A 22,285-nucleotide genomic window follows, 5' to 3' on the forward strand; every position below is an offset into this window, starting at 1 on the left:
GGACCCTATTCGAACTCTGCGCAGGTCGCCCGCCATTCGCCGAGCGCACTCAGATAGCTCGCCCACTCGGTGCGGGTCAGGTTCCGGCCGGCGAGCATGCACGCCTGGTCGGCCTGGAACGCAGGGTCGAGGTCCCAGACGAGGACTCCGTCCCTGCCGTTGACAGCGACAGCCGACCCATCAGGGCGCAGCGCGCCTGGCATGATGAAGGGCGCATCGGCAGGGAGAGGGGTTCCGAGTCGGATGCCGCTGGCCGTGTCATAGACCGACACCGTCTGATCGTTGGCACCGGCAAGCAGTACGCGTCCGTCATCACTGATCTGGAGCGTCGATATCTCTCCACGGGCGCCGGCGAGAGTCCGGAGGGCCCGCAATTCGGCATCGTAATGAGTGATCTGGCCTCGGGCGCTCGCACCGAACACCGAACCGTCGGGCGCGAGCACGCTGATCTCGCCACCGGGCACCGCCTCGACGAGGATCTTCCCGGTGAGCCCGTCGAGGAGGGTCATCACGGGGCCGTCCGCCGTGATCGACGAGACGAGGACACGACCCTCTGCGTCGCTCGACAAGGAACGAGGTTCGCCGACGACGTGCAGCGTCGGCTCAATCCGCTTCATCGTCGCGGTCTCGATCGTCCAGATGTCGCCGCCAGAGAACAGAACATGAAGCCGGTCGCCGGATGCCGCAGGCCAGAGGGTGAGGGCATCCAGCGGGACATCGTCGCCGGCGACACGTTCCCCGGTCACCGCATTCAGGTAACCGAGGGCGTCCTCAGCCGGGAGATAGGCAGCGATCACCTTCGGAGCGACCCAGCCTGCTCCTTCGATGTTCCCCAGCGGGCGCACGCGCTCATCGCTGTCGGCATCCCAGATCGAGAACTCGTGGAATTCGTCGGCCGTTCGCGACACCGGGGTCCGTGTCGCGGTGACGAGCCGGGAACCGGTCCGGTCATAGCGGTCGAAGGTGACTTGCCCTTCTGCGATCAGCGTGGAAATGGGGCCACTTCCGTCCAGCCGCCAGCGGGTGATCACGGGCTCGGTTTCGCCCATCGCGACCAGGGTGCGTCCGTCTGCGGAAACCGACAACTCGCCCACGTCCCCGCGCTGCGGGTCGAACCGTGCTCCGGTCAGGCCGCCGTCTACCATCGAGCGTTCCTCGATCGTCCCGAACCGATCGCCGCAGTACGCCGTGCCTGAGGCAACGGAGGCAGCGAGCCACGGGCATGGTTCCGGATGAGAGGTGGTGAACGGCGTGGTCCACGCGAGCCGGAGATTCTCCAGGTCGACCGCCGCAAGGCCGTCGTTTCCGGCTCCCACGATCCGGCCGCTCCCGGCATCGACGAGGCGACCGTCCACCGTGCCCGGCGGTGCAGAAAGCTGATTCTCCACGAGTGCCGTTTCGGAGTCGGCCACCCGGAGTAACCCGTCGCTCGATCCGATGATGAGCTTCCCCGCGCCCGAGAACGCCACGCTCGTCGGGCCGGCGAACTCGGACTCGATCAACCCACGCAGACGCCCGGTCGACACCTCAAAGATGGCCACGGCCCCGGTCTGAGCGTCGGCAAGAGCTGCCATGCCGCCCTGCGAGTCGACCGCCAGGTCGGCGCCGGTCGCGTCGATCGCCGTGGAAGCAAGAACGGTTGTTCCCCCTGCCACATCGAAAGCGCTGACGAGCGTGCAACGGGCCATCGACCCGCACACCGAACCGTCGCCAGGCACGGCGACGACGATCCGTCGTCCGTCAGCACTGGACCGTATGACCGGACCGTCGAGGGTGGTAGAAACGTCGGTCGGCCTACCGAGCGGATCGCCCATGGCTGCCCGTTCGAAGTCGAACCGTGCCACGCTCCCGTTCCCGAGGACCACGGCCGCACCCGCGCCGTCGGGCAGCGCCACCGCACTCAGGCGGTTCACTCCCGTAATCCGCTGGTACCCGAGGAAGCCCGGTTCCGTGCTGAACACACCGAGGAGGGCGGACTGTGCACGCGCGTCATCCGGCCAACGGCGATACGCCTCGACGGCCAGAAGCGTCGCCACATCCCTGGCCGACGCTCGCAGCGCGCTGGACTGGCCGAGCATCGCTTCGATCTGGGCTTCCTGCTGGTCACGCCGGGATTCTTCGCTGCGACGCGACGCCTCGACAGTTCCGGTGATCGCGAGGATTCCCGCGAGAATCGCGACACCGAGGACGCCGGCGATGGTGCGGACCTGCCGCCGTAGCCGCACGTTCTGCCGTTCGGCGAGCGCGGCCCGTTCGCCTCGCTCACGTTCCGCCCGATCGGCAGCCTCACTGGAGGCGCCGAGGAAGCGGGATTCGGCGAGGGTCAGCTGGTCCGGGACATCTCCGAGGCGTTCCCGAGCCTCGGCCAACCGGGCTCCACGGTACAACTCGTCGTCGCTCTCGCCTGAGTCGATCCAGCCAACCGCCGCCCGGCTCAGATGTTCGAGCACGCGTTGCGCATCGCGGTCGGCTTCGAGCCAGTCGCGCAGACGGGGCCAGGCTCGGCTGATCGCCTCGTGGCTGAGACTGACCATGTCCGCTTCCACGGTCAACAGGCGTGCCGCGGCGAGCCGGCCAACGATCTCTTCCAGCCCGCTGTCACCGGTCAGTGCACGGAGGGGGAGGGGGCGAACGACCGTCGAACCGCTGACCGTGACGACAACCAGCCGCCTCAGCAGGAGTCGACAACTGTGGCGGTCCGGTTCCGCCAGCGAGACATAGAACCGTTCGGCGGTTCGGCTGATTGAACCACTGAGCCCGCCTGCCTCACGGTACGCCTCGAGGGTCAGCGTCGATCCTTCGCGGCGCATCCACGTCTCAGCGAGGGCATGAGCAAGCAACGGCAGACCGCCCGGGTGCGCCAGGGTCTCACTCACCATGAGGTCGACGAGGCCGGCCTCCAGCGTCAGGTGAGCCAGACGGGCCGGCCCTTCAATGGCCGCTGTGACCGCGCTCGCTCCCGGCGTCGTCATCACCTGGAGGCCCGTCGAAATGAGCGGCGCGAGCCCGGGCTCGGCGGCGCAGGCGTCGAGGAAGTCGGAACGGACGACGATCGCCACGCGGTGTCCGCCGTCGACCAGCCGGGAAACAGATGCGCAGTACTCAGCAACAGGAATGGGCGCTCCTGCGGCGAAGGCCTCCTCGAACTGATCGATGATGACGAGGGCCCGCGAGCCCTCGGTCAGGGACGGCAGCGACCTTGCCGGGGTGGTGAGGGCCACCTCGATGCCTCGAGCCAGAAAGATCGGGGCCACACCGGCCCTCAGCAACGAGGATTTGCCACACCCGGACGCCCCCGAGATGACGCAGAATCCGTTCCGTGTGAGTCGTTCCACGGTTGCGGCGATCTCAGACTCCCGACCGAAGAACCGGTCCTCATCGTCGATTCCGAAGGGGGCGAGGCCGGGGTACGGGCATTGATCGTCATCGGCCTGCGCCGTCGGAACGTCAAGAAGCACGGGATCCTGCTGGAGGATCGCCCGCTCCAGCTCCTGAAGCTCGGCGCCCGGGTCGGCGCCGAGTTCGCTGGCAAGCAGCGCACGGGCGCGACGCAACGTCACCAGCGCGTCGCCCTGCCGCCCAGAACGGTACTGGGCGAGAGCCAACGCCCACCAGCGAGCTTCACGCATCGGTTCAGCGGCGACAGCACGTGCCGCGTCGGCCGCGACCGTCGGATGGTCCCCGGTCGCGAGACGGGCGCGGAGCAGATCGTCCTCGACCCCGCGCCGCAACTCGAGGATCCGCGCGATCTCGTCGGTGGCACCGGGCCAGCCGCGCAGGGCGGGAAAGGGGTCAGCCGGTGCGAGTACGAGGGACCTCCTCAATTCCGAGACCGCACGCGCCGGCTGACCGCCGGCCAGATGCATCCGTCCCCGTCCGAGCTGATTCTCGAATCGCGCGATGTCGAGTTCCGCGTCCTCGATCCGCAGACAGTACCCGCCGGGAGCGGTGTCGAGGCGCTCCCTGCCGACCGCGCGGCGAACCACGACGACGGATGCCTGGAGCTGCTTGGGCCACGTGCCGGGCAGATTGTCGCCCCAAATGGCATCCGCGAGCGTACTCGTCGACGTGATCTCGCCATTGCGGATGGCGAGCACGGTGAGGACGACCTGCTCTCGGGGAGCGAGCCGGGGCGCGCCATCGACGCCGACGGCGCCGAGCACGGATACTCCCATGAGGCATTGTCGTGGAGCGCCCAGAGACGTGTCAACGCGTCGCCACCTGCTGCATACCGGATGCATACCGCCCGAGTCCGCGCAGATACCACCGCGCCGGACGATGCGGGAATGAATACGACACCTCAACTCAGTCGCCGCCGGTCTCACACCGCTGCGGCCATGATCGGAAGTCTCCTGATCCTGACACTTCCCGCGTGCGCCCTGTCCGGCGAGGACGGCGCGCACGTCTGGTCCCTCACCGGCCCTGACGCATCCGTCGGGGACGTGGCGCTCACCGCCGCCGACGGCGCCGAGTGGACAGCTGACGGCCTCCGCCTCGACGGGACCGGGTTCGCGAGCACCACGGCGCCAGGCCCGGTCGCCACCGACTCCAGCTTCACGGTGAGCGCCTGGGTGCGTCCCGCAGGGCAACCTGCGGAGTACGCCTCCGTTCTCAGCCAGGCCGGGGAGGTGGCCGGAGCATTCTTCCTGGGCGTTGCGGAAGGGATGTGGTCGTTCTCGGTGAAACCCGCAGACGGCAATGGTGACGACTTCGTCACCAACCGTGACCGGGCGACGGGCGTCGAGGTGGAACCGGACAGCTGGGTCCACCTCGCGGGCGTTTACGACTCAGCCGACGGACGAGCCCACTTCTTCCTCAATGGCTACCCGGCGAGCGTGGACGGCGTCGCAACCGACCCGGTTTTCGCTGCGACGGGTTCACTGCTCTTCGGCCGCGCCCAGGCCAGGGGAGAAGCGACAGATTTCTTCGCAGGCACCGTTTCCGACGCACGGACGTGGTCACGAGCACTGGACGCCGACGAGATTGCTGACGCAGCGAAGGTCGCGACGCCGGAGGGGGCCACTCTGAACCGGCCTGCTGTGGCGGAGGTGACCTGCCCGAATCCGCACGGCGGTGTCTGCCTGGGCCCGGTCGACGCCGGAACCTACGCCACGGAATCGTTCACGCCGACTCTGTCGTATACCGTGCCAGAGGGCTGGACCAACGAGGAGGACCTGCCTGGCAATGTCCTCCTGACCCGGACCGACGATTCGGAGGAGGGCGTGTGGGGCGGCAGTTACGTCGGTGTCTACCAGAACGTCCGGGCGCCGTCGCTGTGCGGCGAGGGCACGGAGGCCGGCGTCGGTGTGGGCTCTGCTGAGTTGGCTGCGTGGTACCGCACGGTGCCCGGACTCGACATCGTCGCGGAGTCCCCGGTGTCGCTGGGAGGGTTGTCGGGGATCGCCCTCGACCTGACGGTCAGTGACGAATGGACCAGTCCGTGCCCGCTCGACGGAGTGCTGCACGCGATCCCTGTGATCATCGGCGGCGGCGTGTCACAACTCCACCATGTGATGGGTTCCGCCCTGGAGATGCGTCTGCTCCTGCTCGACTGGGAGCAGGGAAATGTCGTCGTCGAGGTGACTGCCGTACGCGAGCAGCACACTCTCCCGGGCTACCTGGAGGAGGCGGGCGCAGGCGCGGTTGTCGGATCCTTCGGGTTCCAGGAATGACCCGGCCGGAAAACAGCTGCAGCGCAATCGCTGCGGATCGGCCCGATTGGCGGTACGCTCGGCGTGCGGGATTCGGGGGGACCGCGAGCACGTCCTTCCGCCGCGTGGACGTGCCGCCGATCGTCACGGCGCCGCCTCGACTACTTTTGATGAACCCGTGACCGAACAGGAACACACCCATGATCGACCCGAGTACGCTCCTGCACGGCACGGCGCCGGCATCCGCCCCCGCCCGGACCAGGCGCAGGCGCGGATATCTCCGGTCGCTCCTCGTCGTCGGCATCGCTGTTCCTGCCCTCGCCGGAATCGTCGCGATCCCGGCGCACGGGGTGGTCACCGCACCCGCAGCGACCGCCGTCGCTGCACTGGAGGACCCACTCCAGAACGCCGGTCCGGCCAGCAGAGGGGGCAACTACATGCATGACGCTGACGCTCCCTGGATTCGACCGGTCACCGCCGGGGTCACGTCGCCGTACGGCCCCCGGAGAGTCATCTGCAACGCCGTCGGCTGCTCGAGTTCGTTCCACGACGGCGTCGACTTCGGTTCCGCGTGCGGCACAGCGGTCAAGGCGGTCTCTCCAGGGCGGGTCACGTTTGCCGGCAATGCGGGCTCGTTCGGAGAGCGAGTCATCATCGACCACGGCAGCGGTCTGGCGTCCCTGTACGGCCACCTGCAGACCGGGTCATTCGCTGTGACGGCCGGTCAGCTGGTGAAGGCAGGCACCGTCATCGCGAGAGTCGGCGCGACGGGCGTCGTGACCGGCTGCCACCTGGACCTGAAGATCCGCACCGGCGTCTACATCGACCCCGGCCCCTTCCTCGCGGCCCGCGGCGTCATTCTCTGACCGATCCGACCCTCCGACTCGGCCGACGTCCGCAGCGTTGGCCCCTGCCCCCGTTGACCCCAGATCCAGCCGCCGCCGCGCAAGGAAAAAGACGCGGGGTAAGGATGCCGTGCCGACGGCATCCCTACCCCGCGTCTCTCTCCTTCTGCCGCGCCGCAAAGCGGCGAACCGATCAGGGGGAGGGGTGCCCGGAATCGTCAGCCGGGGTCTCCTCCTCGGCGTCCCGGCCGAGGAGGCACAGGCCGGCGTACGGCTCCAGCTTGACTGTGAAGCTCTGCAGGTCGTCGACCCGCCCGATCTCCTCGCCGGTCGTCGCGTCGTACACGGTGCGCCGCGGGGTCAGCGCCGACGAGCGGACCGTGCCCTCGATCGTCTCGCCGGTGAAGTTGAGGACCGTGACCTGGATCCGCGCGTCATCGAGCGTCGCGTCCCCGTCGTCGAGACGGTGGACCATGACGAGCATGCCCTGGTGGGCGACGTCGGGGATGTCGAGTTGCGTTCCCACGTCGATGCCGAGGCTGGAGCGGATCGCGAGGATGCGGGAGACCTCACTGGCGAACGAGTCCTCGGTCGCCAGTTGCTGCGGCAGCGAGCCGTAGAGGGATCGCCCCCGCGGCATCCCTGAACCCGAGATGACGGCGTGCGTGTCGACGTCCATGAGGTCATGGGCGCCGCGGTGCACCCACCGCGTGTCGCCCTCGGCGATCAGCTCGCGGACCTCGCTGGAGGGCAGGGGCAGCATGCCGAGCAGATCCCATGCCGACAGGGCGAAGACGCCGGGCTGCCAGGCGTTGAACATGACGAGCAGCAGGTGCGCGCGCTTGATGTTCTCGACGTGCTCGTCAGTGATCGCATCGAGCGTCGTCAGGCCCTGTGCGGCCGCGATGACGGACGCGCTCGTGCAGGCGATGCCGTTGGTCGTGAACACGAGGTTATAGTCGGCCGCGTCGCCGGTGAGCTCGTTCACGAGATCCGCCCGGATCGTCTCGGCCAGCTGCGCACCGGTCATTTCCTCGTCACGGAACGGGTAGTGGTCTGCCCGGTGCAGGGTCGCCCAGTGCACGAGCTCATAGGTGAGCTCGTCGTGGTTCTGAAGGGCGTGCACGAGGCCGACCGGCTGCACCCCGGTCGACAGCGATGTGCGAAGCGTCAGGCGCAGGAACTCGGTGTCACCCATCGCCAGCGCGTGCTGGTAGGCCGGCCGGTTGATGAAGTCGTAGGAGAGGTCAGCGCCGACCCGGCCGGTGTCGCGGATGTCCTCCATGGTGAGGTTGAGCTCCTGGAACGAGAAACCGCCGACCTTGCGCACCATGCCGGCGATGAGGTGATTCGCCGCTTCGGAGAGCGGGTGGCCTTCCGACCAGGCCGGTGTTCCCTCGGCGCTCTTCTCGACACCGAGGAAACCATTCGCGTCGAGGCGGAGGGCGCTGGAGCCCAGGTCTCCGAGCGAGTGCAGAGCATCGCCGATGACCAGGCGCATTCCGGCAAACGTGGGGTCGAGCCAGTTGATGGACGGCTGCCCCTGCTTGAAGTAGTGCAGGTACACCCAGCGGCGGGTCTTGCCGTCTGCGCCGAGAACAGGCGCTGTCACACTCCAGTTGGTTTCCTTCGTGCCGGGTGAGTAGAAGATGACGCGCTGCAGCTGTCCGATGATGTAGCCGAGGTCCGCGAGCCTCTTTTCCGTCGCGGCATCGAGGTTCACTGAATCCCGGGTGTCAGGGACGGGGGGCAGTTCGTGCCAGTCCTCTTCCGGAATCTCGATCATGTGATAGATCCCGGGGTAGTCCTTGTACCCCATCTCGGCCAGGCGGAAGTCGGCGCCCTTACCGGTGTGGCCGGGAACGATGTCGTCGATGACACTGCCGCCGTGACGATCCGCGGCATCCGACAGCTGACGGAAGTCGTCATCCGAACCGAACGCGGGGTCGATCTGGGTGCTGATCCGGTCGAAGTGGCCGTCGACGCTCGCCGTGCTGGTCCAGCCAGTGATGCCGCCGGCGAGTTTGACCGGCCCGGTGTGCACAGCGGTGATGCCGATCTTCTCGAACGCCTCCCAGAGCGCGTCATCGCCGAGCGCCGCGAGATAGGACTGCCCGGGGGCGGTGATGAGGGAGATCGGGTACGCCGTGAACCACACCGACGCTGTGCGGATCGCGCGCCGGGCGTCTGGACGCGCGTACGGGTGCCTCCACATGCTCGGCTGGCCGGAGAGGCCGCGCCCGAGCACTTCGGCATCCCTCAACATCGACTGGCGGGTCAGCCATTCGATGTACGACGGGTTCGAGGCGTCGGCGGAGCGGGGGTCCGAGAACGAACGGCGGATGTTGCTGGCCCGCATGTTCGCGCGCGGCCGGAGCCGCTTGGGTCGTGCCGGATAGAGATCCTCGTCATAGGTGATCTCGATCGGCTCGATCTCGGCTTCGTCAGTCATCCTGTCGCGCTCCTCTTGTTCCGATCAGCGCGGGAAACGTCGATAAGTCCCACACTCGGTAGCACGAGTATGCCTCGGAATCGCTGACGAACGGTAAAGGAGACACAACGTTGGTGTGTGGGGCCTCTCTGGTGTATCGAGCACTCGGCGAACGCGCCGCAATCCGTCGGACGAAGCGGGGTGTCCGCACCATCGACGGCATGGCCGGTCGGATAGTGTTCTCTGTGTGTACGCTCATTGGAACGCGTGCATGGATAAGCACCGCCGCGCTCACGCGCCGTGGCAGAGGACAGAGATGTCGGGGGAGTGCATCACATGGCCGGCCATTCGCCACGTCCGCGGGGTGTGTTCTTCGGATGACCGCCGTCCCGCCGCGCGTGCTCATCGTCGAGGACAACCCCGACCAGCTGGATCTTCTCCGCCGCAACTTCGAACGTGCGGGATGCTCCGTCGTCCTCGCCGAATCGGCGGAGGAAGCGATCGTTGCCTACCGGCACTCCAGCCCTGACCTCGTCGTCATCGACCTTCTGCTTCCCGGCATGGACGGGGCGTCCCTCATCGCCCAGTTGAAAGACGAGCGTCCGACCTGCGCCATCGTCGTGACGAGTGTGCTCGACCCCGCAGACTTTCCCGACTCAGACGACGTGCTGCCCAAGCCGTTCACGCGCGCACACGTCGAGCGGGTACTCGAGAACTGCCTCCCGAACTGGCGTGCCGATGACTGAACAGGCGGTCCCCGTCCAGGTTGTGATCGCTGACGACGACGCCGACATGCGGATGCTCGTGGAGATCGCCGTCCGTAAGGCCGGCCTCGTCGTCGCGGCGGTTGCCGCTGACGGCACCGAAGCCTGGCAGTTGATCCGGGACCATGCTCCCGGCCTCATCGTCCTCGATGTTGCGATGCCCGGCATGAACGGCCTCGACGTCTGCCGTCTCATCCGCAGCGACCCCGCCTTCGCGGAAACCCCTGTTCTTCTGCTCTCTGCCGGGGTGAGCGGCGCATCCCGTGAGGCGGGTCTCGAGGCCGGCGCCGACGATTTCATGCCGAAGCCGTTCAGCCCCAGGCGTCTCAGCGAGAAACTGGTGGCCCTGTCCCACGGTCGCGGCAGCGCGGAGTGAGCGCGCTCTTCGCAGCAGTAAGGCGACGGATCGACCTCGACCAGACCAGCCCCCTGCTCAGGCACTTTCCCACGACTCTCGCGATGACGATCGCCATCGTAATCCCGCTTCTCGTTCCGAGTGCCCCGATCACCCAGCCGGTCGCCTTCTTCTCGTTCATCGTCGTCGCGGCGGCATCCGTCGTTCTCGCCGCATGGTTTTCGCGACGACCGGAGACCCAGTGGGTGATGGTCGTTCCACTCGTCTCCCTTCTCGCCATCGGCTTGCTCCGGGTGGGCACAGGCGGGGCGGGGTCGCTGTTCTCATCGCTCATCATCCTTCCGGTGATCTGGATCGCCACCGAAGAGGGCAGGCGCTGGGTCGTCGTCGCGGGCCTGGGAACAGCGGGGGCGATCATGTTGCCCTTCCTTGTTCTCGGCGATGTTCCTGACGACCGGGTCGAGTGGCTTCGGGGCTTCATCGCGCCGTTGGTATTCACCCTCGTCGCGGCGATCATCAACGAGATCTCCCGGCAGAGGAGGGCCCAGTTCGAGGCAATCCGCTCGCTGGCCGAGGCCCGCGAAACAAGCCTGGCCGAGCTGGAACAGCAGGCGGACCAGCTGCGGAGGTCAGAGCTCGAATTGCGCGAGGCCAACCGGCTGACGTCGAGCGTGCTCGACTCGGTCACCATGCAGGCGATCATCGGAACCGACCTCGTCGGCCGCATCGATGTCTGGAACCCCGGTGCGGCATCCATACTCGGCAGGAGTGCGACCGAGGTCGTCGGTCGCGCATCCATTCTGGATTTCCACCTCGAAGACGAACTCGAGGACCGGTCGCGGGAGTTGAACTACCCGCCTGGTGCGACAGTGCTCAACCCCGGGTTTTCGGCGCTCGTCGAGTCGGCACGTCTCGGTATCCCCGAAATCCACGACTGGACGTACACCCATCGCGACGGCGTCCAGTTCCCCGTCGAGGTCGCGGTCAGTCCCCGCGTGGACGCGTCAGGCACCACTACCGGGTACATCTTCGTGGCCACAGACATCACGCAGTCCGTGGAGGTCTCCCGGCTCAAGGACGAGTTCGTTGCGCTTGTCTCGCACGAGTTGCGCACCCCCTTGAGCTCAATCCTCGGTTACCTCGAACTCATGCAGGACGACGAGGAAGCGCCCCTTTCCGAGGAGCAGCAGTTGTACCTGGGGGTTGCCGAACGCAACGCCCACCGGCTGCTCAGCCTCGTGGGCGACCTGTTGTTCACAGCGCAGGCAGACTCAGGCGGGTTCCCCCTGGCAATCGAGACGGTCACCCCCAGCGAGCTCATCGGCGGGTCTCTCGACTCCGCGCTTCCGATAGCCGAGCGCGCAGGCATCCAGCTCTCCGCCGAGGTCGATTCGGACGCTCAGCCGTTCCCCGGTGATCGGCGGCGGCTCGGCCAGGCAATCGACAACCTCGTCTCGAACGCCATCAAATTCACGCCGCGAGGAGGGAGCGTTCGGGTGGGACTCGTTGCCGACCCCGCCGGTCAGCTCGAAATCACCGTCACTGACACCGGAATGGGAATTCCCGCGGCTGAGCTCCACCAGCTCTTCACCCGGTTCTTCCGGGCGACGACAGCGACCGCGAACGCGGTGCCGGGTATCGGGCTCGGCCTCGTCATCACCCAGGCCATTGTGCGGGCGCACGGCGGAGAGCTCGACGTGACCAGCGTCGAGGGCGAGGGAACGGTTTTCACCCTCCGCCTGCCGCAGGAAGCGGCGACGGCAGGCGTGCGCTAGATATCGAGCGTGTCGCCGGGCTCGAGCGGATGGAACGTGCCGCCGTTCTGCTCGGTGGCCCACTTGATCCGGGCGTTCGACATCTCCTTGCCCGCCTTCGAGAGTGTCATCTCGTGGGTGGGGAAGCTCCGCCGCGGTTTCACGGCGAGCACGTAGTCCATGACGTCACCGATCTTCAGCCACGGTGCGCCGGCGGGGACGGCCTGGACGTCCACCTCGACGCCCTCGGGAATCGAGTACGAGTCACCGCCGTAATAGACGGTCCCGTTCACGAGGACCCCGACGTTGTCGACGATCGGGATGGACTCGTGGATGACGGCGTGCTTCTCACCGAAGAAGGTCAGGGTGAAAGGGCCGACCTCGATCTCGTCGCCCGCCTTCACGACCTCCACCGGTAGCGCTCCGGCAGCCGCGGCCACACCCGCGGGCGCAAGGATCCGGGCGTCCGGGTTCCGGGACAGGATGCGATCGATCTGCTCCGGGGTCCAATGATCGGCGTGTTCATGCGTGATGACGATGGCCACGGCCTGGGCGGCTTCGGTGATCGCCGTGGTGTACGACCCAGGATCGACAAACAGCTTCTTTCCGGAGTCTTCGAGGATCAGGGCCGCATGTTCGAGCTTGGTCAGTCGCATACACCGAGCTAATACCCTCCGGGGAGCGCTTTCAAGCGGACGCGCAGGTAATCGGCACTGTCATACTGTGCACCGTGAACCCGATCACGCGCCGCATCGTCGTAGCCATCAACCCCGCGGCCTCGTTCGGCCGCTCCCGACAGGTGGGGTCGGCGGTGGTTGCCGCGCTGTCGAACGACGGATGCCTGGTGACGGCACTGAGCGAACCCAACGCTGAGCTGCTTCGCCTTGCCGTCCGCTCGGCGCTCACCGAACCCGTCGACGCGCTCGTCGTCGTCGGGGGAGACGGCATGGTCAGTCTTGCCGTCAATGAACTGGGCGACACGGGGATTCCCCTCGGCATCGTGCCGACCGGCACAGGCAACGACACGGCTCGCGGCCTGGGTATTCCTCTTGAAGACCCCGCCGCGGCGATCCAGGTGCTCCGCGACGCCCTCGACGCGCCGCCGCGCATTCTCGACGTGGGACTGGTGCACCACGGAATCACGGAGACCCGATTCCTGGGCATCGTCTCGGCAGGCTTCGATGCCCTGGTCAACGACCGGGCGAATCTCTGGCGACGGCCGAGGGGGAGGAGCCGATACACCCTCGCCCTGCTTCGGGAACTCGTCGCCCTGACCCCACGCCGTTATGAGCTGACGGTCGACGGCGCGGCTGTGACCGTGGACGCCGTTCTGCTCTCGGTCGCGAACAACGTGTCGCTCGGAGGCGGGATGAAGATCGTCCCTCACGCCCGTATGGACGACGGATTCCTCGACCTCTTCACTGTCGCGCCCCTCGGACGACTGCGGCTCCTGAGGTTCTTTCCGAGAGTATTCTCGGGAACGCATACAGGACTCGATGTCGTGTCGTTCCGCACTCTTCGCCGCGTTAGAATCGACGCGCCCGGCATCGTCGCGTATGCCGACGGAGAGCGAATCGGGTCGCTTCCGATCGAGGTCGAGGTGCTCCCAGACAGCCTCCGCGTCCTTGCTCCACCGCTGATTTGATCGGCGCCGATTCGTGTGCCATACTCAAACACGTTGTTTCCGGCCCCATCGTTTAGCGGCCTAGGACACCGCCCTCTCACGGCGGCAGCACGGGTTCAAATCCCGTTGGGGTCACAACTCACAAAAACCCTCGCACCAGGTTCCTGTTGCGAGGGTTTCGTGCATTAAGCCGCCGCCCGCGGCTCGTGCCGGTTTGCGTCACACGCCGCAGCTTCTGCGCCTCATTGTTGCGAAAGCGTAAATCCCGCGCGTTTCTGACGAGAAACCGTCACCTCCTGCGAAGTCCTGTGCTAGTAAAGGTACACACCAAGCACTGCGGCGTCGCAGCACATCCCCTGCGCGCCCTCTGTCCGCACATTCACAGAAGGGGAGACGGATATGGCATCCGCATCCACCAACGGCAGGCGAATCGCAACGGTCACCGCAGCGTTCGCTGTCACAGCTCTCGCGATCTCCGGCTGCGCAGGCACTTCAGGCGGCAACGACGACGATTCATCGAACGGCGAGGCGAGTTCGATCACCGTCGGCACGACCGACAAGGTCACCACTCTCGACCCGGCCGGTTCATACGACAATGGTTCGCTCGCTGTGCAGAACCAGGTTTTCCCGTTCCTGATGACCACCCCGTACGGGAGCCCGGACGTCGAACCGGACATGGCCGAGTCGGCCGAGTTCACGACGCCCACCCAGTTCACGGTGAAGCTCAGGGAAGGCCTGACCTGGGCCAACGGGAACGAGCTCACCTCGTCCGACGTGAAGTTTTCGTTCGACCGCCAGCTGGCGATTGCCGATCCAAATGGACCGTCGTCGCTCCTCTACAACCTCGCGAGCGTGGAGACACCCGACGAGCTCACCGCGGTGTTCAACCTCAAGCAAGGGAACGACCAGGTCTTCGCTCAGATCCTCACGAGTTCTGCTGGCCCGATCGTCGACGAGGAAGTGTTCGCGGCTGACGCCGTCACGCCCGACAAAGAGATCGTCGACGCCAACGCATTCGCCGGCCAGTACACGATTGCCAGTTACGACTTCAACAACCTGATCTCGTTCAAGGCGAACCCGGACTACCAGGGTCTGCTCGGAAAGGCGGAGAACACGACCGTCAATCTCAAGTACTACGCCGAGTCGTCGAACCTCAAGCTCGCTGTCCAGGAGGGCGACATCGACGTGGCGACCCGCAGCCTCAGCGCCACGGATGTCGCCGACCTCGAGGGCAACGACGAGGTCAAGGTCCACAAGGGGCCGGGTGGAGAGATCCGCTACATCGTCTTCAACTTCCACACCCAGCCGTTCGGTGCGACCACTGACGAGGCCGACCCCGCCAAAGCGCTCGCTGTGCGCCAGGCCGTCGCAGATCTGATCGACCGCGAGGAGATCGCGAAAGAGGTCTACAAGGGCACATACACGCCGCTGTACTCGTTCATGCCCGAGGGTTTGACCGGCGCAACGACGGTCCTCAAAGATCTGTATGGCGACGGAAATGGCGGTCCGAGCGAGGAGAAGGCCGCTGAGCGTCTCGAGGCCGCAGGCATCACCGAGCCCGTCGAGCTGAACCTGCAGTACTCGAACGACCACTACGGTCCGTCTTCGGGCGACGAGTACGCGTTGATCAAGTCGCAGCTCGAGGAATCCGGACTCTTCACGGTCAACCTGCAGACCACTGAATGGGTGCAGTACTCAAAGGACCGCTCGAGCGACGTGTACCCGGCGTACCAGCTGGGCTGGTTCCCGGACTACTCGGATGGCGACACGTACCTGACGCCGTTCTTCCTGATCAAGAACTTCCTCGCCAACCACTACGAGAATCAGGAAGTCAACGACCTGATCCTCGCGCAGCCGTCGATCGTCGACCCAGACGAGCGCGCAGCCGCATTCGAAGAGATTCAGGCGAAGGTGGCCGAGGACCTCTCGACCGTTCCGTACCTCCAGGGTGCGCAGGTCGCGGTCGCCGGCGCTGACATCGGCGGGGTCACGCTCGACGCGTCGTTCAAGTTCCGCTTCGCACCACTGACCAAGTAAGTACCCGGCCGAACTCACCTTCGGTCCCTTCGTGCAGGGCGATCGGTCGCGAGACCGGTCGCCCTGCACACCCTTTGTGATTGGCAGGTCGACCCCTGAGTTCCCTCACCCTCCCCGCGAACGAGACCCCGACACCAGCGGCGAAGCCGGCACCCGCCCGCTCCCGCAAACTACCGGGCAGCCACCTCTGGGGTTACCTCGTTATCCGGTTCCTTCTGATCATCCCGACTGTTTTCATACTGGTAACCCTCGTTTTCGTGCTCATGCGCACGACAGGTGATCCGATCACTGCCGCACTCGGAGATCGGCTCACCGCCGATCAGCTCGCCGAACGCATCGCTGCCGCAGGCTACGATCGCCCGGTATTCGTTCAGTACGTGGAGTACCTCGGCCAGGTCTTCACCGGGGATTTCGGCACGACACTCAGCGACAACCGCCCGGTGCTCGAAGTGTTGTGGGTCTACGGCGCTGCAACGCTGGAACTCGCGTTCTACGCTCTCGTGGTCGCCTTCATCGTCGGAGTCCCGCTCGGCATGGTCGCGGCTTACTTCCGGGACAAAGTCCCGGATGCTCTCCTGCGCATCCTTGCGGTGCTGTTCTATGCCATTCCGGTGTATTTCGCGGGCATGCTCATGAAGCTCGTCTTCTCGGTGTGGCTGGGCGTGCTGCCGGTCTCCGGCCGCGGTACGACCAACACCGAGCTCGAGATGCAACTGCTTGAGGGAAAGACGGGTATCTACCTCTGGGACGCCCTCCGCATCGGCGACGCCGGGATCCTCGGCGACGTGCTCGGGCACGCCGTCCTGCCAGGCTTGACGCTGGGGCTTCTCACGGCCGGCATTTTCCTCCGCCTCGTCCGGACCAACGTCATCGGCACCCTCTCCACCGACTACGTCGACGCCGCAAGGTCACGCGGGGTGAGCGAGTACCGGTTGGTCACAAAGCACGCCTACCGGCCCGCACTCATCCCCATCATCACGGTCATGGGTCTCCAGATCGCGCTCCTTCTCGGCGGCGCCGTGCTGACCGAGACGACGTTCGAGTGGAAGGGTCTCGGGTTCCAGCTCACCGAATACCTGCAGGCACGTGACTTCGTCGCCGTGCAGGGCATTGTTGTGCTCCTCGCCGTGATCGTCGCCGTAACGAACTTCATCGTCGACGTGATCGCGGCGCTTCTCGACCCCCGAGTGAGGTACTGACCATGGGAACCGAACTTTCGACCCAGACCCCGCCCGGCCAACCGAGCTTCTGGCGCCGGTTGCCCGTCGTCCATCAGCTCCACCAGAGTGTCGGCATCCAGCGCGGAATGCTCGTTGCGGGGCTCGTGCTGACCGCCCTCTTTCTCCTCACGGCGATGTTCGCTCCCTGGCTCTCTCCGTACGGATATGCCCAGCTCCGTGACGCCGATGGGCCGTTCGGAGCCCAACAACCGCCAAACCCGGAGCACCTGCTCGGCACGACCGTGGGTGGATACGACGTGTTGTCCCGAACGATCTGGGGCGCCCAGACCGGGCTGGGTGTCATCGTCATCGCTGTGGTCCTGTCCATTTTCGCCGGTGTCGCACTCGGGCTCGTCTCGGGATACCTGGGCGGCTGGCTCGACCGCCTGCTCGTCGTGGTCTGCGATGCGATCTACGCCTTCCCCACGCTGCTCCTCGCGATCGTCGTGTCGATCGCGATCTCGGGTGGGCAGTCCAGCCTCTGGGGCGGCATCCTCGCCGCCGCGGTCGCGATCACCGTCGTGTTCATACCGCAATACTTCCGGGTGATCCGGGCCGAAACGGTGCGGATCAAGTCAGAGGCGTACGTCGAATCGGCGAAGGTCGTCGGCACGGGCAACGTCCGCATCATGTTCCGCCACGTGCTGCGGAACGCCACCCGCACGTTGCCGCTGATCTTCACCCTCAACGCGTCGGAAGCGATCTTCACGCTGGCGGGCCTCGGCTTCCTCGGCTTCGGCATCGAACCGACATCGGCCGCAGAGTGGGGAGTCGACCTCAAGGCGGCGCTCTCCGACGTATCGAGCGGCATCTGGTGGACGTCCATTCCACCAGGCCTCGCGATCCTCTTGACCGTGCTCGGGGTGACGCTCGTCGGCGAAAGCCTCAATGACCTCGCCGACCCCCGACTCCGCGGGCGACGGGCCGTCGGTGCGGCCTCGGGAACCGTCGCCGAGACATCCGTCGTTCCCGGTGGGACGCTGACTGCCGGCCCCGGCGGACTCGCCGGCCTCGAGAACGAAGGACGCTCATGAGCGACGTATTGCAGATCCGCAACCTCGACGTGTCATTCGCAACGGATGCCGGTGCAATTCAAGCGGTCGACCAGGTCAGCCTCACCGTTGCGCCGAGGGAAGTGCTCGCCATCGTGGGCGAGTCGGGGAGCGGCAAGACGGTCACGGCGAAGACCATCCTCGGCCTCCTGCCTGAAACCGCGACCCGCGCCGGCGCCATTCTCCTGAGAAGCAGGGACGGGAAATCTGAGAACGACATCGTCACCGTTTCGAAGGAACAGCTTCGCCGGATCCGCGGCGCAGACGTCTCCATGGTGTTCCAGGAACCGTCTGCCGCGCTCAACCCGGTGCTCACCGTTGGGTGGCAGATCGCGGCAGGCCTCCGGGCGCACGATCCGAAACTGAAACGGAAGGATGCCCGCGCGCGAGCCGTCGAGATCCTCACCAAGGTCGGGATTCCGGAGCCTGAGTCACGCGTCGACTACTACCCGCACCAGTTCTCGGGCGGACAGAAGCAGCGTGTCGTCATCGCAATGGCCCTCGTTCTGAACCCGGGCCTCATCGTGGCCGATGAACCGACGACAGCCCTCGACGTCACGGTGCAGGCCGAGATCCTCGACCTGTTGCGCCGGTGTCGCGACGAATTCGGCGCGTCGATCGTTCTGATCACCCACAACATGGGCGTCGTCGCCGACATTGCCGACCGTGTGGCCGTGATGTACCAGGGCCGCGTGGTCGAAGAGGCGGATGCCGTGACCCTGTTCGCGAACCCGCAGAACGACTACACGAGGAAGCTCCTCGCCGCCGTCCCTCGCATCGGGCAGAAGATCGAGGCCGCCGAGCGCAAGGCACCTGTCGACACGACTGCCGTCCCTGTTGTGCGTGCCGAGAACCTGCGGATCGAATACCCCGGCCGCCTCGGCCGTCCTGGATTCGTGGCCGTCGACGGTGTGGACTTCACCATTGCGCCGGGAGAAGTCGTCGGACTGGTGGGGGAGTCCGGATCGGGAAAGACGACCATCGGCCGCGCCATCGCTGGACTCACCCCGGTGACCGGCGGCTCGCTGACCGTGCTCGGAACTGAAATGAACGGCGTGAAGGAGCGGCGCTTCCGTCCGCTTCGGAGTTCGATCGGCTTTGTCTTCCAGGACCCGGGTTCCAGCTTCAACCCGCTGCTGACCATCGCAGAGTGCGTCGCCGAACCGCTCAAGGTTCACAGGAAAGGCATGGACCAGCGCGGGGTGACCCAGCGCGTGGGCGAGTTGCTCGAGGCGGTGCAGTTGCCGAAAGCTTTCGGCAGCCGATACCCGCACGAGCTCAGCGGAGGCCAGCGCCAGCGCGCGAGCCTCGCCCGTGCCCTCGCGCTCGACCCGGCTCTGCTCATCGCCGATGAACCGACATCGGCGCTCGATGTCTCGGTGCAGGCGCGAGTGCTCGAACTGTTCGCGGAACTGCAGAAGGATCTCGGCTTCGCGGCGCTGTTCATCAGCCACGACCTGGCTGTCGTCGACATCCTCTCCGACCGTATCGCGGTGCTCTACCGGGGCAAGCTCATCGAGGAAGGTACGGGCGCAGAGGTGCTCGGAGCACCGAAAGACCCGTACACGCAGCGACTGCTGGCGTCCCTCCCGGTGCCCGACCCGGTCGCCCAGGCCGAACGTCGCCGGCTTCTCGCTGACCTGCGGTCGTCCGAGTCCACCGCCTGAACCGGATCCCTCGTGAACGCGGTGACCGGCCAGGAAACCATAGCGCCGCCTCGCATCCCGGCCGTGGACATCGCACGCGGGCTCGCCATTCTCGGCATGTTCATCGCCCATGCGATGCCGAGGGCCGACGAGGGCGAGCTCCTCGTCGACGGGCGGTCGTCGATCCTGTTCGCGACCCTGGCCGGCGTCTCGCTCGGCCTGCTCTCCGGGGGAACACAACCGCCGGAGCCGGGCAGCCGCTCAGCCGTGCGACGGGTTGTGGTCGTGCGGGCTCTGTTCGTGTTCCTGCTCGGCGTGCTGCTGTGGACGCTCGGCAGCGAGATCGCGATCATCCTCGACTACTACGCCGTCATGTTCCTGCTCGTGCTCCCGCTGCTCTTCGCCGGCAGAGCCGTGATTCTCGTCACAGCGGCGGTCGTGCTCGTCGCGGCGCCCGCTCTGGCCCGCCTCGTCGATCCGGGCAGCCGTGAGCCGGCATCCGTTCTCGACGTGCTCCGGGAATATCTCCTGACCGGGTATTACCCGGCCCTCGTGTGGTTGCCGCTTCTCCTCGTCGGGCTGGTCGCTGCCCGGTCGGGGCTGGAACGGCGGCGCACGCAGGCCTGGCTGGTCGGAGCGGGGTGCGCCGCAGCGATCGCCGGCTATGGAAGTGCGTTGATCCTGCCCGGGGTCACCGCAGAGGCGCACTCCGGGTCGACCCCGGAGATCCTCGGCTCAGGCGGCACCGCATTCGCCATTCTCGGCCTGCTCCTCATCGCCACGACCACTGGACGATTCGGCAGAGGTGCCCCGGGTCGTGCTCTGGCCCCTCGGGGCCGCCGGAGCGTTGGCTCTCACCGTCTACACGGCCCAAATTCTCGTTCTCGCGATGGTCGCTGGCGAGCGGGACACCGGGGGTCCCGACTATCCCGGCTGGCCGCTCCTGATCGGGCTCGCCGTTGCCTCGCTGCTCGGGGCGAGTCTGTGGCGGTACTTCCTCGGGCGTGGGCCGCTCGAGCGCCTGCTCACCAGGCTGGCGGTGAAGCGCTGACCTTCCTCAGGCGTATTCGCCTGCCTCGGCGGCCCGGATCGCCTTCGCGGCGAGCACCAGCGCGAGGTGGGAGAACGCCTGCGGCATGTTGCCGGCCTGCCTCCCATGAGTGACGTCGTACTCCTCGCTGAGCAGCCCGACATCATTGGAGAAACCGACCAGCCGGTCCATCAGGGCGCGGGCCTCGTCCAGCCGCCCGGTGCGGGCGTACTGGCAGACCAGCCAGAACGAGCAGGCGAGGAACGGATGCTCGTCGCCCGGCAGACCGTCGACGCCGGCCTCGGTGCGGTACCGCAACAGCAGGCCGTCGCGAAGCAGGTCCGACTCGATCGCTGTGACCGTCCCGAGCATCCGTGGGGAGTCCGCCCGGCAGAAGCCGACGTCGACGAGCTGGAGCAGTGATGCGTCCACCTCGGTCGTGCCGTAGTACTGGGTGTACGTGTTGCGTTCGGGGTCATAGCCCTCGGTGTCGATCTCTTCGCGAATCAGCGCGCGGAGCTCGATCCAGCGGTCGACGGGCCCCTCCAGGCCGAATTCGGTGACGGCCTTGATCGCGCGGTCGAACGCCGCCCACATCATGACGCGAGAGTGCGTGAACCGACGCGGGACGCCCCTGATCTCCCAGATGCCCTGGTCGGGCGCCTGCCAGTGCGTCTCCATAAAGCTGACGAGCGCTCGCTGCAGCGCCCAGGAGAACGCGGTCTCGACGACGCCGGCCACGCGGGCGTCGTGCAGCGCCACCATCACCTCACCGATGACATCCGACTGGAACTGCAGGGCCGCCGCGTTGCCGATGCGCACGGGCGCCGATCGGCGGTAACCAGGAAACGCCGGCAGCTCACGCTCCGGCAGGTCGCGTTCCCCGCCGATCCCGTACATGATCTGAACGTCCTTCGGGTCACCGGCGATCGCCCGGAGCAGCCACAGCCGCCAGCGGTCCACGCCTTCCGTGATACCGCACGAGACCAGGGCGGTGACAGTCAGGGACGCGTCGCGAAGCCAGACGTAACGGTAGTCCCAGTTGCGGCTGCCGCCGAAGTTCTCGGGCAGCGACGTCGTCGCCGCGGCGACGATTCCGCCGGTCTCTTCATGGGTGAGCGCCCGCATCACGAGCAACGACCGCGCGACCACGTCCGCGTATGCCCCGTGCTGTTCGAGGATGGACGCCCAGTCATGCCACCACTTCTCGGTCATGGCGAGCTGCTCGTCGATGTGCACGGGATCCGGTGGTTCACGATGCGATGGGAACCAGGTCATGGTGACGTCGACCGTCTCTCGTGCTTCGACGACGAAGGACCCGGCGTGTTCATGGTCGGTAGCGAACATCTCGGGGCCGCGCACGACGACGGCGTCCGGCCCGGCGACTGCCAGGAGGGAGGTGCCGTACTGGTCGTGCAGCTTGCGCACCCAGGGCATCGCGGCCGAGTAACCGAATCGGATCCGGAGCTGCTGGTGCATCTCGACCCGGCCGGAGATTCCCCGCACGCGACGGACCAGGTCTGCCCTGTGGTCGCCGCGCGGCATGAGGTCCATGACTTCGACGACGCCGGACGGTGTGGTCCAGGTGGTGATCAGGGTGAAGCAGTCGCCGTCATAGCGACGGGTGGAGGTCGCCCGCTCGTCGACGGGCGCCAGCTTCCACCGTCCGTGATCCTCGGTACCGAGGAGCGCTCCGAACATCGATGGCGAGTCGTACCGAGGCATGCACAGCCAGTCGATGCTGCCATCCCGGCCAACGAGCGCGGCCGTGTAACAGTCGCTGATCAGTGCATAGTCTTCGATTCCCATGGCCACAGATTCAGTGTGCCATCTGCGCTTCGATCCGAAGCCCTTTCGAAGCAAGTTGGCGGATGCT

The 22,285-nt window shown here is 66.5% G+C and carries 15 protein-coding genes and 1 tRNA gene; 12 read left to right on the forward strand and 4 right to left on the reverse strand.

Annotated features, from left to right (window positions below):
* Positions 1-5 precede the first annotated feature (5 nt).
* Positions 6-4,175, reverse strand: a complete 4,170-nt coding sequence (locus tag ABIE24_RS08425; protein ID WP_354498655.1) for an nSTAND1 domain-containing NTPase — start codon at positions 4,173-4,175, stop codon at positions 6-8.
* A 111-nt stretch (positions 4,176-4,286) separates the two neighbouring features.
* Here ABIE24_RS08425 and ABIE24_RS08430 point away from each other — a divergent pair, with 111 nt between their 5' ends.
* Together ABIE24_RS08430 and ABIE24_RS08435 are read left to right on the forward strand one after the other, a co-directional pair.
* Positions 4,287-5,672, forward strand: a complete 1,386-nt coding sequence (locus ABIE24_RS08430; protein WP_354498657.1) for a LamG domain-containing protein — start codon at positions 4,287-4,289, stop codon at positions 5,670-5,672.
* A 179-nt stretch (positions 5,673-5,851) separates the two neighbouring features.
* Positions 5,852-6,517, forward strand: a complete 666-nt coding sequence (locus ABIE24_RS08435; RefSeq protein ID WP_354498659.1) for a M23 family metallopeptidase — start codon at positions 5,852-5,854, stop codon at positions 6,515-6,517.
* Positions 6,518-6,689: 172 nt separating this feature from the next.
* On the opposite strand, the gene treS is transcribed toward ABIE24_RS08435, so the two are convergent.
* Positions 6,690-8,948: a maltose alpha-D-glucosyltransferase gene (gene treS, locus ABIE24_RS08440; RefSeq protein ID WP_354498661.1), complete on the reverse strand. Its 2,259-nt coding sequence runs from the start codon at positions 8,946-8,948 to the stop codon at positions 6,690-6,692.
* Between the two features lie 356 nt (positions 8,949-9,304).
* Here treS and ABIE24_RS08445 point away from each other — a divergent pair, with 356 nt between their 5' ends.
* From ABIE24_RS08445 to ABIE24_RS08455, 3 genes are read left to right on the forward strand one after another with little or no spacing between them, the layout of a single operon-like run.
* A complete protein-coding gene (locus ABIE24_RS08445) occupies positions 9,305-9,673 on the forward strand; it encodes a response regulator (protein ID WP_354498663.1) in 369 nt (122 codons plus the stop codon).
* On the forward strand, positions 9,666-10,067 hold the full coding sequence (locus tag ABIE24_RS08450) for a response regulator transcription factor (RefSeq protein ID WP_354498665.1): 402 nt from the start codon (positions 9,666-9,668) through the stop codon (positions 10,065-10,067). Before ABIE24_RS08445 ends, ABIE24_RS08450 begins: the two co-directional genes overlap by 8 nt.
* Complete coding sequence (locus ABIE24_RS08455) at positions 10,064-11,821, forward strand: sensor histidine kinase (protein WP_354498667.1); 1,758 nt, start codon at positions 10,064-10,066, stop codon at positions 11,819-11,821. Before ABIE24_RS08450 ends, ABIE24_RS08455 begins: the two co-directional genes overlap by 4 nt.
* Here ABIE24_RS08455 and ABIE24_RS08460 read toward each other — a convergent pair.
* The gene (locus ABIE24_RS08460; RefSeq protein ID WP_354498669.1) at positions 11,818-12,456 is read right to left on the reverse strand and encodes an MBL fold metallo-hydrolase; all 639 of its coding nucleotides are present in this window, start codon (positions 12,454-12,456) and stop codon (positions 11,818-11,820) included. The two genes, ABIE24_RS08455 and ABIE24_RS08460, sit on opposite strands and share 4 nt — an antisense overlap.
* A gap of 74 nt (positions 12,457-12,530) precedes the next feature.
* Here ABIE24_RS08460 and ABIE24_RS08465 point away from each other — a divergent pair, with 74 nt between their 5' ends.
* The 7 genes from ABIE24_RS08465 to ABIE24_RS08495 all read left to right on the forward strand — a co-directional run bounded on the left by ABIE24_RS08465 (position 12,531) and on the right by ABIE24_RS08495 (position 20,543).
* On the forward strand, positions 12,531-13,445 hold the full coding sequence (locus tag ABIE24_RS08465; RefSeq protein ID WP_354498671.1) for a diacylglycerol/lipid kinase family protein: 915 nt from the start codon (positions 12,531-12,533) through the stop codon (positions 13,443-13,445).
* Positions 13,446-13,486: 41 nt separating this feature from the next.
* A tRNA-Glu gene (locus tag ABIE24_RS08470) sits at positions 13,487-13,559 on the forward strand.
* Between the two features lie 264 nt (positions 13,560-13,823).
* Positions 13,824-15,461 (forward strand): ABC transporter substrate-binding protein, encoded by a 1,638-nt coding sequence (locus ABIE24_RS08475; protein WP_354498673.1) that lies wholly within the window; start codon positions 13,824-13,826, stop codon positions 15,459-15,461.
* Positions 15,462-15,541: 80 nt separating this feature from the next.
* Positions 15,542-16,660, forward strand: a complete 1,119-nt coding sequence (locus ABIE24_RS08480; RefSeq protein WP_502916256.1) for an ABC transporter permease — start codon at positions 15,542-15,544, stop codon at positions 16,658-16,660.
* A 2-nt stretch (positions 16,661-16,662) separates the two neighbouring features.
* The gene (locus ABIE24_RS08485; RefSeq protein ID WP_354498675.1) at positions 16,663-17,715 is read left to right on the forward strand and encodes an ABC transporter permease; all 1,053 of its coding nucleotides are present in this window, start codon (positions 16,663-16,665) and stop codon (positions 17,713-17,715) included.
* Positions 17,712-19,400: an ABC transporter ATP-binding protein gene (locus tag ABIE24_RS08490; RefSeq protein WP_354498677.1), complete on the forward strand. Its 1,689-nt coding sequence runs from the start codon at positions 17,712-17,714 to the stop codon at positions 19,398-19,400. Before ABIE24_RS08485 ends, ABIE24_RS08490 begins: the two co-directional genes overlap by 4 nt.
* 63 nt (positions 19,401-19,463) lie before the next feature.
* Positions 19,464-20,543 carry a heparan-alpha-glucosaminide N-acetyltransferase domain-containing protein gene (locus ABIE24_RS08495; RefSeq protein WP_354498679.1) on the forward strand — a complete coding sequence of 360 codons (1,080 nt, stop codon included), beginning with the start codon at positions 19,464-19,466 and terminating at the stop codon, positions 20,541-20,543.
* On the opposite strand, the gene ABIE24_RS08500 is transcribed toward ABIE24_RS08495, so the two are convergent.
* Positions 20,437-22,272 carry a glycoside hydrolase family 15 protein gene (locus tag ABIE24_RS08500; RefSeq protein ID WP_354498681.1) on the reverse strand — a complete coding sequence of 612 codons (1,836 nt, stop codon included), beginning with the start codon at positions 22,270-22,272 and terminating at the stop codon, positions 20,437-20,439. The genes ABIE24_RS08495 and ABIE24_RS08500 overlap by 107 nt on opposite strands.
* Between the last annotated feature and the right edge of the window lie 13 nt (positions 22,273-22,285).

The organism is Mycetocola sp. 2940 (assembly GCF_040548835.1).
Lineage (GTDB): Bacteria > Actinomycetota > Actinomycetes > Actinomycetales > Microbacteriaceae > Mycetocola_A.